The 13,754-nt window shown below is 60.6% G+C and carries 13 protein-coding genes; 7 read left to right on the top strand and 6 right to left on the bottom strand.

Annotated features, from left to right (window positions below; genetic code table 11):
• Nucleotide 1: 1 nt before the first annotated feature.
• Together NYR50_RS09500 and NYR50_RS09505 are read right to left on the bottom strand one after the other, a co-directional pair.
• Nucleotides 2-502, bottom strand: a complete 501-nt coding sequence (locus tag NYR50_RS09500; protein ID WP_006311131.1) for a YbjN domain-containing protein — start codon at nt 500-502, stop codon at nt 2-4.
• 425 nt (nt 503-927) lie between these two features.
• Nucleotides 928-1,191, bottom strand: a complete 264-nt coding sequence (locus NYR50_RS09505) for an accessory factor UbiK family protein (protein WP_418135752.1) — start codon at nt 1,189-1,191, stop codon at nt 928-930.
• A 310-nt stretch (nt 1,192-1,501) separates the two neighbouring features.
• Between NYR50_RS09505 and lgt the strand changes: the two genes are divergently transcribed.
• From lgt to NYR50_RS09535, 6 genes are all read left to right on the top strand, one after another.
• Nucleotides 1,502-2,314, top strand: a complete 813-nt coding sequence (lgt, locus tag NYR50_RS09510) for a prolipoprotein diacylglyceryl transferase (protein ID WP_174009136.1) — start codon at nt 1,502-1,504, stop codon at nt 2,312-2,314.
• Nucleotides 2,315-2,329: 15 nt separating this feature from the next.
• A complete protein-coding gene (locus NYR50_RS09515; RefSeq protein ID WP_174008944.1) occupies nt 2,330-3,430 on the top strand; it encodes a class I SAM-dependent methyltransferase in 1,101 nt (366 codons plus the stop codon).
• A 150-nt stretch (nt 3,431-3,580) separates the two neighbouring features.
• Nucleotides 3,581-4,375: a peptidoglycan editing factor PgeF gene (pgeF, locus tag NYR50_RS09520; RefSeq protein ID WP_174008945.1), complete on the top strand. Its 795-nt coding sequence runs from the start codon at nt 3,581-3,583 to the stop codon at nt 4,373-4,375.
• Between the two features lies 1 nt (nt 4,376).
• Nucleotides 4,377-5,528, top strand: a complete 1,152-nt coding sequence (locus NYR50_RS09525; RefSeq protein WP_418135753.1) for a M24 family metallopeptidase — start codon at nt 4,377-4,379, stop codon at nt 5,526-5,528.
• Nucleotides 5,529-5,618: 90 nt separating this feature from the next.
• A complete protein-coding gene (locus NYR50_RS09530) occupies nt 5,619-6,362 on the top strand; it encodes a hypothetical protein (protein WP_418135754.1) in 744 nt (247 codons plus the stop codon).
• Between the two features lie 221 nt (nt 6,363-6,583).
• Nucleotides 6,584-7,516, top strand: a complete 933-nt coding sequence (locus tag NYR50_RS09535) for a ribose-phosphate pyrophosphokinase (RefSeq protein ID WP_010972147.1) — start codon at nt 6,584-6,586, stop codon at nt 7,514-7,516.
• A gap of 253 nt (nt 7,517-7,769) precedes the next feature.
• Here the strand turns inward: NYR50_RS09535 and NYR50_RS09540 are convergent, their stop codons facing one another.
• The 4 genes from NYR50_RS09540 to NYR50_RS09555 are packed head-to-tail and all read right to left on the bottom strand — an operon-like array spanning nt 7,770 to nt 11,235.
• On the bottom strand, nt 7,770-8,615 hold the full coding sequence (locus tag NYR50_RS09540; protein ID WP_418135755.1) for a phosphatase PAP2 family protein: 846 nt from the start codon (nt 8,613-8,615) through the stop codon (nt 7,770-7,772).
• Entirely contained in the window at nt 8,605-10,113 is a 1,509-nt protein-coding gene (locus tag NYR50_RS09545) for an ArnT family glycosyltransferase (protein WP_418135756.1), read from the bottom strand. Before NYR50_RS09545 ends, NYR50_RS09540 begins: the two co-directional genes overlap by 11 nt.
• A complete protein-coding gene (locus tag NYR50_RS09550) occupies nt 10,088-10,375 on the bottom strand; it encodes a lipid-A-disaccharide synthase N-terminal domain-containing protein (protein WP_010972149.1) in 288 nt (95 codons plus the stop codon). Before NYR50_RS09550 ends, NYR50_RS09545 begins: the two co-directional genes overlap by 26 nt.
• Nucleotides 10,376-10,395: 20 nt before the next feature.
• Nucleotides 10,396-11,235, bottom strand: a complete 840-nt coding sequence (locus tag NYR50_RS09555; protein WP_418135757.1) for a glycosyltransferase family 2 protein — start codon at nt 11,233-11,235, stop codon at nt 10,396-10,398.
• A 198-nt stretch (nt 11,236-11,433) separates the two neighbouring features.
• Between NYR50_RS09555 and NYR50_RS09560 the strand changes: the two genes are divergently transcribed.
• On the top strand, nt 11,434-13,698 hold the full coding sequence (locus NYR50_RS09560; RefSeq protein WP_418135758.1) for a methyl-accepting chemotaxis protein: 2,265 nt from the start codon (nt 11,434-11,436) through the stop codon (nt 13,696-13,698).
• The last annotated feature ends 56 nt before the right edge of the window (nt 13,699-13,754 follow it).

Raw genomic sequence — 13,754 nt, forward strand, 5'->3', positions numbered from 1 at the left:
CTCAAGCTTCTCCGACGGTCTCGAACATGACCGCTTCGATTGCACTTTTGGCATCCAGTCCCGACCAGACGACGAACTGGAATGCCTGATAATATTGCTCGCAGGCCTCAAGCGCGCTGGAAAGCAGCACTTCCACCTGCTGATTGTTCGGCTCGGCACCGCCGGCCAGAAGCAGCGACTGGCGGAAGATCACCACATCTTCCTGCCGCCACAGATCGAAATGCCCCATCAACACCTGGCCATTGACCTGCGACAACAGGCGAATGACCTCGTTGACGCGCTGGTCCGGCACCTTGATGTCGAAAGCGCAGGCCAGATGCAGTGCCTCGAAGTCTTCCATCCACGAGAAGGAAACGTGATAATCGGCCCAGTGACCGGCCACCGTCATGGCGATCTCGTCTTCGCCGGAACGTTCGAACGACCAGTCGTTCGAGGCAGCGACAATCTCGATCATGTCCACTGGATTGGACTGACGCTCAATTTCAAATTCTATCAGACTCATGCGGCACCTTCTCAGCCGGCCAGAATGTCGTGTTTTGAACGCCGGGCACAAAACGCACATACGAACCGGGATAAACATTTGAGACGATTGCCCGACACCACCAGAATAACGCATTCACCCTGTCTGGAGCTTACCGGTCTTTTCGAATCATCATTTAAAATCAGTGTATAATGGCCGAGTCCGGCTGCCACCCCTCCCCTGCCATTTTTGCCTTTTGAGCAGTGGATATCTTCTCCCCCATCACCTCAGGCGAGAGTCTTAAGCGACTCTGCCGACTGCGTTTTTTGGAAGTGTCCACAGGCACAAAAAAATCGCGTCAGACGACCGCTTTTAACAACCGCAAGTCTTTCGAACGAAACACCCCGAAAACAAAAGGCCCCGGAATCGCAAGCGATCCGGGGCCTCTCAAAAAAATGCTGAAAAAATCAGTCCTTGGCGGCGGAAAGCTTGGCTTCCAGGGCCTCGACGCGGGCGCGCAGCGCGTCGTTTTCATCCCGCGCCTGAATGGCCATTTCGCGAACCGCGTCGAATTCCTCGCGCCGGACGACATCCAGGCTGTTCAGCCAACGATCCGCCTGCGCATGAAAAGCAGCCTCGGCTTCCTTGCGCACGCCCTGCGCCGCGCCGGCCGCATCGGTCATCAGCTTGGCGAATTCATCCAGAAAACGATTGGTGCTTGTCGTGCTCATGGCGCTCATCCTTCGTCGGTTCAGGGGCATCGTCTGGCCCGCTGTTGCTAGCCTTCAGGTAGGCACTCCACCGCCGCCTTGCAAGCGAAATCGAAAAATCGCAACAGCTTGGCAGGCCTTCGGTATCTTAAGCCGCAGCTTAAAGAATCACCCTTGACCGCCGCCATCGCAATCGCCATTTTCCTTGGCGTCAGGAGGCCGGTGAGCATCATCGCCCGGTCCCTTGAGGCAATGGATATCTCCGTTGACCGCCCAGCAACGATGACGGAATATATACGGATTGATAGCCGCACCTACCTCCCTCGCCATCATGCCCTTCCCCAATATTGATCCGATAGCGTTGTCTATCGGTCCTCTGGCGATCCACTGGTACGGCATTGCCTATGTCGCGGGCATCATGCTCGGCTGGTTTTATGCCCGCCGCCTCGCCCGCACGGATCGCCTCTGGCCGAACGACACCTCGCCCATCTCGGCGCAGCATCTTGACGATTTCATCCTCTGGGCGGCCGGCGGCATCGTGCTTGGCGGCCGTATCGGTTACATCCTGTTTTACGATATGGCAGCCGTCGCCGCCAATCCCATCCGGGCGGTCGAAATCTGGAATGGCGGCATGTCGTTCCATGGCGGCCTGATCGGCACGACGATCGCCATGATCCTTTTTGCCCGCCGGAACGGCATTCCGGTCTGGAGCATGTTCGACATCATTGCCGCCGTTGCGCCCATCGGCCTGCTGTTCGGCCGCATTGCCAACTTCATCAATGGCGAATTGTGGGGTCGCATCGCCGATGTGCCATGGGCAGTCGTCTTCCCGACCGGTGGCCCCTTTGCGCGGCACCCGAGCCAGCTTTATGAAGCAGGCCTCGAAGGCCTCGTCCTCGTCATCCTCCTGGCAATCGCAATATACGTTTTCAAGGCGCTGAAAACACCCGGCACCGTCACCGGCATCTTCGTCTGCGGTTACGCGCTATCGCGCATCTTCGTGGAATTCTTCCGCGAACCGGACGCCCAGATCGGTTATCTCGCCGGCAACTGGCTGACCATGGGCATGGTGCTTTCCACGCCGATGTTCCTTTTGGGCCTCTGGGCAGTCCTGCGGGCACGCAGCGCGACGAAAAGCGCCTGAGCGGTATGATCGCCCATGACCACACCGCTCGCGCAACGTATCAAATCCCTTATCCGGCTTAACGGTCCGCTCAGCGTCACCGACTTCTTTTCGCTGTGCCTCGCCGATCCCGAACACGGTTATTACAAGAGCCGCGAGCCCTTCGGCCGCTCGGGTGATTTCATCACCGCGCCTGAAGTCAGCCAGCTTTTCGGCGAAATGCTCGGTGTTTTCGTCGTCCACGCCTGGCAGCGGCATGGCGCGCCGGCGCAAACGCAGCTGGTGGAAATCGGTCCCGGCCGCGGCACCATGATGTCGGACATGCTGCGCGTCATCCGCCGCATCGCGCCGCCGCTTTACGAGATGATGCGGGTGCATTTGGTAGAAACCAGCCCCCGCCTTTCCGCCATCCAGAAGGAAACGCTGACAGCACATGCGGACCGGCTGACCTGGCATGACAGTTTTGACGACGTGCCGGATGGTTTTCTGCTGCTTGTCGCCAACGAGCTGTTCGATGCCATTCCGATCCGGCAATTCGTCAGGACGCCGCAGGGTTTCCGCGAGCGGGTTGTCAGCCTGGATGCCAATGGCGAACTCGTTTTCTCGACAGGCCTTGCCGGCATAGACCCGGCACTCCTGCCGCCGCAGCCCGAACGGCAGCCGCTTGGCAGCATATTCGAGATTTCCCCTGCCCGCGAAGCCGTGATGACCGCGATCTGCCAGCGCCTCTCGGCCCATGGTGGCACAGCGCTTGCGATCGATTACGGCCATCTGGTCGCCGGTTATGGTGACACACTACAGGCCATGCGCAACCACGCCTTCGACCCGCCGCTTGCACATCCCGGCGAGGCCGATCTCACCAGCCACGTGGATTTCGAAAGCCTCGTCAAAACGGCACAAGCGACCGGCGTGCATGTCAACGGCGCCCTGAGACAGGGCGATTTTCTCCACGGCCTCGGCCTCAAGGAGAGGGCGAGCGCGCTTGCCGCCAAGGCTACTCCCGACCAGACGCTTGAAATTGCCGAAGCGGTGAACCGCCTCGCCGGCGAAGGCGCCGGCAAGATGGGGGAACTTTTCAAGGTCATCGCCGTTTCAAGTCCCGCGCTTCATCTTCTGCCGTTTCGTGCGGTGGATTGACAGCGTAATAACCTCTGGGCCAACATCGCCGCGACACACGAAGCAGGCACACTGCATCACACCGCCACGCAATGCCGTGGCAACAGGAAACATCTCGCTTAACCCTGCTCCACTGGCCAACAGCGACATTCTCCAAGGAATTCCCCCACCATGCAGAACGCAACGCTGCCGCTCCCGCTCCAGTCTCCCCTGCTCGCCGCGTCAGGTGAAAACCGTGTCCGCCACGGCTTCTTCACCCGGCAGGGCGGCGTCTCGGAAGGGCTTTATCAGGGCCTTAATGTCGGCCTCGGTTCCCATGACGAACCCGAAAAGGTGCAGGAAAACCGCCGGCGCGTGACGCAATGGTTCGGCCTTTCCGCTGATCGCCTCGCAACAGTGCATCAGGTCCACTCCCCCGACGTCGTCGTTGTTGATGACAATTACGACGGCAACCGTCCGCAGGCCGACGCGATGGTCACGGCAACGCCTGGTTTCGTGCTGGGCGTTTTAAGCGCCGATTGCGGACCGATCCTGTTTGCGGATGCGCAGGCGGGCGTCGTGGGTGCGGCCCATGCCGGCTGGAAGGGCGCGCTCTTCGGCGTGCTCGAAAACACCATCGAGGCCATGGTGAAGCTCGGCGCCAGCCGCGAGCGCATCGCCGCCTCGCTTGGCCCCTCGATCAGCCAGGATAATTATGAGGTCGGGCCGGAATATGTGGCGCGCTTCACCGATATCGATCCGGCCTATGCGGATTATTTCGCCGCGACGGAGAAAGAAGGCCACGCCTTGTTCGACCTCAAGCAATTCACCATCGACCGGCTGACGAAAGCTGGCGTGAAGGCGGAAAATCTCGGCCTCTGCACCTATCCCGACGAACATCGTTTCTATTCCTACCGCCGCACCACCCACCGCGCCGAACCCGATTACGGCCGGCAGATTTCCGCAATCGCAATTCTGGAGGACTAACATGGCCCTGCATTTCGAGCTTTCGGAATTCGATGCCCGCCGCGAGCGTCTGCTCGCGAAAATGGCCGAGGAGAAGCTGGACGCCCTGCTGCTTTTTGCGCAGGAGAGCATGTATTGGCTGACCGGCTACGACACCTTCGGTTACTGCTTCTTCCAGACGCTGGTGGTCAAGTCGGATGGCTCCATGACGCTGCTGACCCGCTCGGCCGATCTGCGGCAGGCCCGCAATACCTCCGTCATCGACAATATCCTCATCTGGGTCGACCGGCCCAATGCGGACCCCACACTCGATCTGAAAAACCTGCTGAGCGATCTCGATCTGCTCGGCGCCAAGATCGGGGTGGAATACGACACCCACGGCATGACCGGCCGTGTTGCCCGCCTGCTGGACAACCAGCTCGCCAGTTTCTGCCAGATGAGCGATGCCTCCTATCTCGTCAGCACGCTCAGGCTCGTCAAAAGCCCGGCCGAGATCGCTTATGCCCGCAAGGCCGGGCAACTGGCCGATGAGGCTCTGGATGCAGCATTGCCGCTCATCAAGCCAGGCGCGGACGAGGCTGCGATCCTTGCCGCGATGCAGGGTGCGGTGCTGGCCGGCGGCGGCGATTATCCTGCCAATGAATTCATTGTCGGTTCCGGCGCTGATGCGCTGCTCTGCCGTTACAAGGCCGGACGCCGCAGGCTCGACACGAAGGATCAGCTGACGCTGGAATGGGCCGGTGTCAGCGCCCATTACCATGCCGCCATGATGCGCACGGTGGTGATTGGCGAACAGGATTTCCGCCAGAAGGAGCTTTACAGCGCCTGCCTGCAAAATATCACCGCCATTGAGGAAGTGCTGCGGCCGGGCAGGACGTTCGGAGACGTCTTCGATGTGCATGCCCGCGTGATGGATGAACGCGGATTGACTCGCCACCGCCTGAACTCCTGCGGTTATTCGCTGGGCGCCCGTTTCTCGCCTTCCTGGATGGAGCACCAGATGTTCCATGCCGGCAATCCGCAGGAAATCACCGCCGACATGACGCTCTTCGTGCATATGATCGTGATGGATTCCGATTCCGGCACGGCCATGACGCTCGGCCAGACCTATCTGACAACGGAGGGCGCCCCGGAAGCGCTCTCGCGCCATAACCTCGATCTTCTCACAGCTTAAATCGCCACCGGGTTTGACAGAGCGGGAAAACCGCCCTTACATTGCGCCACCTTGGGGCAAGAAGGAGCGGAACATGAGAGGGAAAATCGCATGAGCCGGACGGGGTTCCCCCCCTTTTTTCCGGCCATCATTGTTCCAGTACTGGTGCTGGCCCTTTCGGGCTGCAACACGACGGAAGCGCTGACACCGCAGGTGAATGTCGGCCACAATAATGCCTCGCAATCGACGCCGGTAACGCAGGGCGATCTCGACCAGATGGCCGCCGCCGCCGACCGCGCACCCGCAGGCGCCCCGGCAACCGCGACCTCCGTGCCCGCTTATGCGCCGCAAAACTCGCTGCAGGCGCAGGCACAGGCGATGTCCAGCGGGAACCAGTATGGCGAACCGCTTAACCAGACCCCAAACGCGGCGCAGCCTCCCGCGGCGCCCCCCTCGCAGCAGACGGCGTCGCTCGCGCCCGCTTCTTCGGCAAATTCCATCCGCTTCCTGCCGATCATCGGCGCGCCCGTTCAGGCCGTCACGCCCCTGTCGCGCCAGCTCGGTGCCGAAGCACGGGCAAAGGGGCTGACCATCCGCGCCTCAAACGACAATTCGGCCGAAAACATCCTGAAGGGATATTTCTCCGCCTTCGCCGATGGTAGCAAGGTCAATATCGTCTACGTCTGGGACGTTCTCGATGCCAATGGTGTGCGGCTGCATCGCCTGCAGGGGCAGCAGACGGTGGCGGCAAAAGGCAGCGATCCATGGGCCGCCGTGACCGACAGGGCCATGCAGGATATCGCCGCAAAAACACTGAACGACTATACGTCCTGGAAGCATTCTCAACGCGGATGAGGTGAAACGGCGGGAGAAGTCATAGAGATTTCACGAAAATCATTGCGAAAGCGCGGAGTCCTCTTGCAATCGGAAGCAACAGCGCTATTAAGGCGCGCATGGCAACAAGGCGTATCCGGCAAAGGCTTTTCGGCCGGATGTTCCTCCCCCTTGAACGACGCTTGGTTACGGTGGATTGAGCCCCGTGGCGCAAGGCGATGGCATGGAAACAGGCGGCCGCAATGAAGGTTTTCGCAGGCAATTCGAACCGGCACCTCGCCGAAGCGATCTGCAAGTATCTGAACGTTCCTCTCGGAAATGCCACTGTAAAGCGGTTTGCTGACCAGGAAATATTCGTAGAAATCAGCGAGAACGTGCGCGGCGAGGACGTTTTTATCGTCCAGTCCACCTCCTTCCCGGCAAATGATCATCTGATGGAACTGCTCATCATGATCGATGCCATGCGCCGCTCTTCGGCAAAACGTATCACCGCGGTGCTTCCCTATTTCGGTTACGCCCGCCAGGACCGCAAAGCCGGCCCCCGCACCCCGATTTCCGCCAAGCTCGTTGCCAACCTGATTACCGAAGCCGGCGCCGACCGCGTTCTAACGCTCGATCTTCATGCCGGCCAGATCCAGGGCTTTTTCGACATCCCCACCGACAACCTCTTCGCAGCGCCCATTCTCGCCCGCGACGTGAAGGACCACTACGACACCAACAATGTCATGGTCGTTTCGCCTGATGTCGGCGGCGTGGTTCGCGCCCGCGCCCTGTCGAAGCGCCTCGACTGTCTGCTGGCAATCGTCGACAAACGCCGTGACCGCCCGGGTGAATCCGAGGTCATGAACGTCATCGGCGATGTCTCCGGCAAGGATTGCATCCTGATCGACGATATCATCGATTCGGGCGGCACGCTCTGCAACGCCGCCGAAGCGCTGCTGAAAAAGGGCGCAACCAGCGTTACCGCCTATATCACCCACGGTGTGCTTTCCGGCGGCGCGGTTGCCCGCGTGGCCTCCTCGAAGCTGCGCGAACTCGTCATCACCGACAGCATCCAGCCGACCACCGGTGTGCAATCCGCGCACAATATCCGCGTGGTCAGCACCGCAGGCCTGCTTGGCGAGGCGATCAACCGCACCGCGCAGGAACAGTCGGTCTCCGGCCTGTTCGACTAAGGGCTCCAGAAACCTCAATCGTCACGCTGAGCCGGCCCAACCCCGTCCAGCTTAGATGGCAGACTGCATTTATGTCGGGGTCGATTGCGGGAGAGGCATACTCTCCTGACGTCATCCTCGAGCTAGTCCCGAGGTTTTAAACACACCAACAAAATCAATATGTTGCAGATCCTCGAGACAAGTCCGGGGATGACTTGGACTATCTGGCGAGCGTCGCCATTCATCTCATTGATGCCGTACTACAAACGTCCTCTTAGGACGAGGCCTGACCCGCGCCGGGCGGCCGCAGGCGGGAAGCTGCCGCCTTGATTTTCGGCCACCAGCGCCGAACACGGGCAAGGACGGCATGGCGACCATTGCGCCAAAGGCTGATCGTATCGGCCGAGACGGCATCACCGGTGAAGAGGTGACGGTGTCGGCTTATCGCCAGTACCCTGTACAGAAACAGCGTCGTCAGGGCGGAAAACAGGATGGACATCACCACATCGCTGAGGAAATGCCCGCCGGCTGCGATGCGAAGACCGGACATGAGGATGATTGCCCCGGCAGCAAGAACACCCACCACCCATTGCCCCAGGGGACGCAGGCGCGGCCAGACGAGCACGCAGAGTGGCAGGAAAAAGCTCGCGATCAGCGCGGTTTCGCCCGAAGAAAACGAACAGTTCGAATAACATTGTGTGCTGAACTGAAAAGGTGGCGTAAACAGCTGATGCCCACCAAATTCGGTAACGCTGAACGGACGCGCGCGACCGATCATGGCCTTCAGCACGCCATTGACGAGAAGGCCGGCACAGAGGATTACCGGCCCACACAGGAACGCCCAGACCCGCCAGCCGGTTCGCTGCAAAGCGCCAAGCCTGAGATTGCCGACGAGGACCAGGAAAGCCAGAAGCGTGGCAAGCTCCGCACCTTCGCGCAGCGTGTCGCGCAGCCATTCGGGAAACGGCTCCCGGCCGGGCCATGGCTGGCCCGTCGGAGAAAAGAACAGGGCGGAAAACCGCAGATCGATGGAGGGGAAGGTTGCAAACAGGATGACGAGCGCCAGAGCTGCGAGCGTCACCCAGATGGTGATCCGCATATGGGAGAGATCATTGTCCATGAGCGCCCTCCGGAATGCATTGCGGCGGCAGGCGCCATAGCCCGATTTCCCGGCCCTCCAAAAAGCCCGGCCCGGCGGTCCAATGCGCGACCGGCGCTTCGCCGGCAAGGCATGCCGGTAAACCATCCGCGCTCGCCAGAAACAGCGGATTTTTCGCTTCGCCTGATTTCAGCGGATAAAGAAGCGCATAATGGCTTGATGGCACACCGATTTCGGGCAAGGCGCGCGTCAACACCTGTTTTTCATCCCGCAACTGGTAAAAAAGCTCGGCCAATATCGAACGATCATTGGCGACGATGGCATCCGCCCCCGCCTCACGCGCTCGCGACAGGCCGGTCGACACCAACTCGGAGCGCCCGAGATAACGCGCCATCGCCAGTTCGCCCTTCGGCAGGCGCAACTCCGTTCCGGCAATCGTCATCAGCGGCAATGCGACGGCCACGACGCCGCCGAGCACCAAAGTGGACACGGTGAGCCAGCGCCGTGACGCCAGCACCGGCACCGCCAGAAGCACGCCGGCCGCATAAGCCCCCACCGCCCAGTTGGCGAGCGAGCGCGACATCAGGCCCTGTGCCGTAATCAAAAGCACGATCGGCACCGAAAGCGCGACCAGCGCACGGGCTTCTGCCGTCTTTGCGCGGATTGTTGCGACAATCATGCCGACAAAAACGAAGGGGCCAACCACACCCGCCTGCGAGAAGAAGAATTCCAGCGCGGAACCGATCTTCAGCTGGACGCCATGCCAGTTCGCATTGTCAGCCGTATGGCGCGCGGTCATGAAATCATGCGCGGCGTTCCACCACAGATTGGGGGCGATGACGACACCGCAGATCAGCACGGCAATTGCCGCGTCACGCAGCCGGATGCGCCATGCCTCGCAAAGCCAGCCGGCGGCAATGAAGCAGGGCAGAAAATAGATCATCGCATATTTCGACATCAGGCCGAGGCCGAAACAGAGGCCGAGAGCGATGCTCCAGCCCAGTGTGCCAGTGTTTTCGGTCCGCGCCTGCGCAAGCTTCCTGACCGAAATCATCGACAGCACGATGAACAGCATCATCGGTGTATCGGTGGAGATCAGCAGGCTGCCGAGTGTCACGGCGGGCAGCGTCAGATAGAAAAGGGCGGCAAGCGACGCCAACCTGACATCATAGATCATCCGGCCCAGCACAAGAATGGCCGCCGCCGCAACGCCATGCACGACAGGTGCGGCCAGCCGCACCTGGAAGGTGCCCTCGCCGCCGCCGATAATAGTTGCCGCGCGAATGAGCCAACCGATCAGCGGCGGCTTGGAATAGGCGCCGAGCGCCATCTCCCGGCCCCATAGCCAATATTGCGCCTCATCGACGAAGAGATCGGTACGATTGAAGGCGAGCCCAACAACCCGCAGCGCTGTCACGACAATGATTGCCGCAACCGCAAATGTCAGCCAGCCGCGCTGTTCGCTCGCCTGCGCATGAGGCAGGGCCACGCCGTCATGCATGCTGGCGGCGTTCTGCATGGATCAACCAGAGATTTCGAGCATAGATGAGAAGGCCTGACGCCTGCCCGATAACGAAGACCGGGTCGCGCCGCCACAGTGCATAAGAAAGCAGCACCACACCGCCGAGAATGGAAAAATACCAGAAGGCGACCGGCATGACCGAGCGGCTGGCCCTTTCAGACGAAATCCATTGAACCAGAAAACGCATGGTGAATAGCATCTGGCCCATGAAGCCGGTCAAGACCCATACGAATTCCTTCCAGCTGTTCACATGCAGCATGGACCATAAAGCCGGTGCATTCACGGCGATGTCTCCGTTTTGAAGGTTTCAGCCCAGCTTGACCGCTTGCGCCGGCGCAAAAGCCAGGCGACGCCGATCAGATCGTGGATGCCGACAAGCGCGCGGCCAATATTGGTGTAGTGGGAATTTCCGTGCTGCCGCGCCCGATGCGTGACGTCGACATGGGCCACCTGCCAGCCGTCGCGATTAAAAAGCGCCGGGAAATAGCGGTGGTGGTGATCGAAATAGGGCAAGGCGAGATAGGCGTCGCGACGGAAGGCCTTAAGCCCGCAGCCGGTATCGCGCGTGCCGTCCTTGAGGATACGCGCCCGCAACCCGTTTGCAAAGCGCGACGAAAGGCGTTTTCCGAGCGTATCGCGCCGGCCGACGCGCTGGCCGGCCACAAGACCGAGCCGGCTTGTTGCCGTGGCGGAGAGAAGCGGCGCAAGAAGTGCAGGCAGATTGTCCGGCGGGTTCTGTCCGTCACCGTCAAGCATACAGATAACAGGTGCGCGCGCGGCCTGCACGCCGCTGTGGATCGCCGCCGATTGCCCGCCCTGACGGTCGTGCCGGACGAGCCGCAGCATCGGGTAACGGTCACCAAGCGAAAGCACCGCACTCACCGTCCGGTCGGAGGAGGCATCGTCCACGACAACGATTTCGAACTGGCCCACCGGCTGGCAGGCCGCCACGATCTCGGCCACAAGCGTTTCAACGCTCGCTTCCTCATTGTGCATCGGCACGATAACGGCGAAATCCGGGATCGATCGCAAAGGGGCTCCGTCATATCCATCTGCGCGGGTTCCGCAGACATCATCGATAGTGCCGAGAGAAGGAGCGCGAAAAGCTTGCATGAACATGAACAGCCGTTGATCTTCGCTGCATATGCGCCTGTTCTATTGCAGTTTTATAACGGCACGTGTCGGTGGAGTGTCGGTGGCGGTCAAAGTTTTTTTCGCGGCATGCGGGAAATAATCGTACGATTTGCAGCCCTTTAACGCGACCGTAAGCAATTTTTGCCACCGTGCGGCAACGTTTTTTTGGGGGGAGGAAACAGGATGCCGGGTGTAAATCCGACTGCTGTCAAAGCTAAATCATTGTCGATCAAGGCCAAATTCGCGGCGCTCGTCACGGGCGCAACGCTGGTTTCCTGCCTGTCCGTGGGGTTGTTATCCTATGAGATGGGCAAATCGGGCCTTATCGACGCCAGCGAAATCAGGCTCGAAACGGTTGCAAGCAACCAGTCCAAGCAGCTTGACGCCTATACTTTGCGTGTCGAACAAAGCATCACCGAACTGTCGCAGAATGCCGCGATCGCCCAGTCTCTGGACGCGATGACCGCCGTCGTTCCGACAGAAAAGGACGCGATCATTCAGGCTTTCCGCCGCGAAGGCGTCTCCGAGGAGGAGCGGGCCTCCTTCAACGGCGAAGGGTTGCGACTGCTTTATGCCATTCGCCACGCGACCATCAACGCCGCCATCGCCAGCGTCTGGCGCAATACCCGCGTCAGCGACATCTATGTCATCGACAAGAACGGCCTCATTATCTATTCCGTGACCAAGGCGAAGAACTTCCTGACCAACGTGACGGAACCGCAGAACGCCGCGATCAACGACCTCTTCCAGCGCATCGAAGCCGGCAAGGATGGCGTCATCAGCACCACCGGCTTCACCGGCAACGACAGTGATTCGGCCATGATCGGCATGCCGCTCGCGGTCTCCAACTGGGGCCAGATTCAGCGCAAGGGCGCCGTCATCATGCGTATTGCCGCCGATCGCATCGGCGCAGTCGTCACCCCCGAAGAAACCGGCAAGACCATCGATGACGCCGTTCTTCTGAGCGCGGAGGGCAAACGCCGCGCCGGCGTGCTCTCAGGCGGTGCGGATGCCGCCATTTCCGAAAATCTCGCAGCCCTCTCGGGTGCAAGCGACCCTGGAATGGTGCTGGCGCAGACACCTGCCGGCAACATCTTCTATGCCTATCGCCCGGTCACCGTGTTCGGGCAGAAGCATCTTCTGGCCATCGGCCAGCAGGAGAGCAAGGTGCTGGCCGCCGCCAACGATCTTGCCTTCTGGGCGGCCGTTGCGACGCTTGCCGTGCTTGCGATCATGACGCTGATCGGCATCTTTGTATCCGCAAGCCTCACCAAGCCATTGACCGGTCTTGCCGGACTGATGGAGCGCCTCAACGGCGGTGAGAACAATATCGAGATCAAGGCGGTTTCCCGCGGCGATGAGATCGGCACCATGGCGCGCGCGCTGGAATCCTTCCGTCAGGGCATTCTGGACAAGCAGCGCATGGAAGCCGAATCCCATCGCAAGGGTGAAGAACTGGATGAGGAACGCGCCCAGCGCGAAATGGAAAAGGCCAGGAGCGCCAAGGAACTGGAAGAGGCCGTCGATGCACTGGCGACCGGTCTTGCCAATCTGGCCGCCGGCAGGCTCGATCGTCGCATCGAAAAATCCTTCGTGCCGTCGCTCGATCATCTGCGCGTCGACTTCAACAACTCCATGGCCGGGCTGGAAGCGACAATCTCCAATATCGGAGAAAGCGCCAACGCCATCCGCTCCGGCTCCGGCGAACTGAAGAGCGCATCGGAGGACCTGTCGCGGCGCACAGAACGTCAGGCCGCGGCCCTCGAGGAAGCGGCTGCTGCACTCGGAGAGATGACGCAGGCCGTCGATCTCTCGCTTTCGCGCTGCAATGTCGCCGTCGAGGCGACGGCGGGCACGATGCAGGACGCCCATAAATCCACAGCGGTCGTGAAAGAAGCGATCGTCGCGATGGAACGTATCGAAACCTCGTCGTCCAAGATCCGCCAGATCATCGACGTCATCGACCAGATCGCCTTCCAGACCAACCTGCTGGCGCTGAATGCCGGCGTGGAAGCCGCGCGCGCCGGGGAAGCCGGAAAGGGCTTTGCCGTTGTGGCGCAGGAAGTCCGCGAACTGGCCCAGAAATCGGCCGCCGCCGCGCGTGACATCACAACGCTGATCGCCACCTCGGCGGGCGATGTGGAAAGCGGCGTGGCGCTGGTGCTAAAGACCGGTGAAAGCCTGGAGCAGATCCAGAAGCGCATCCAGTCGGTCAACGACCAGATCGGCGAAATCGCCACCGCATCGCGCGAACAGTCCGGCCGCCTCAGCGAAATCAATGCCTCCGTCAACGAACTCGACCATGTCACGCAGCAGAACGCGGCGATGGTGGAGGAAACCACGGCGTCGGCCTTCTCGCTGGCAAGCGAGGCGGATGGCCTGACCGAACAGGTGGGGCAGTTCTCAGTGGGCGAGACCCGGCACGCGGACCAGCGTTACGCGGCATAAGCCACAAGGAAAAGAGGCCGGAGGCAAAACCTCCGGCCTTTTATTTTGTTTAAAAC

It is taken from the genome of Agrobacterium sp. El2ro-1b (assembly GCF_048298475.1).
GTDB lineage: Bacteria > Pseudomonadota > Alphaproteobacteria > Rhizobiales > Rhizobiaceae > Agrobacterium > Agrobacterium fabrum.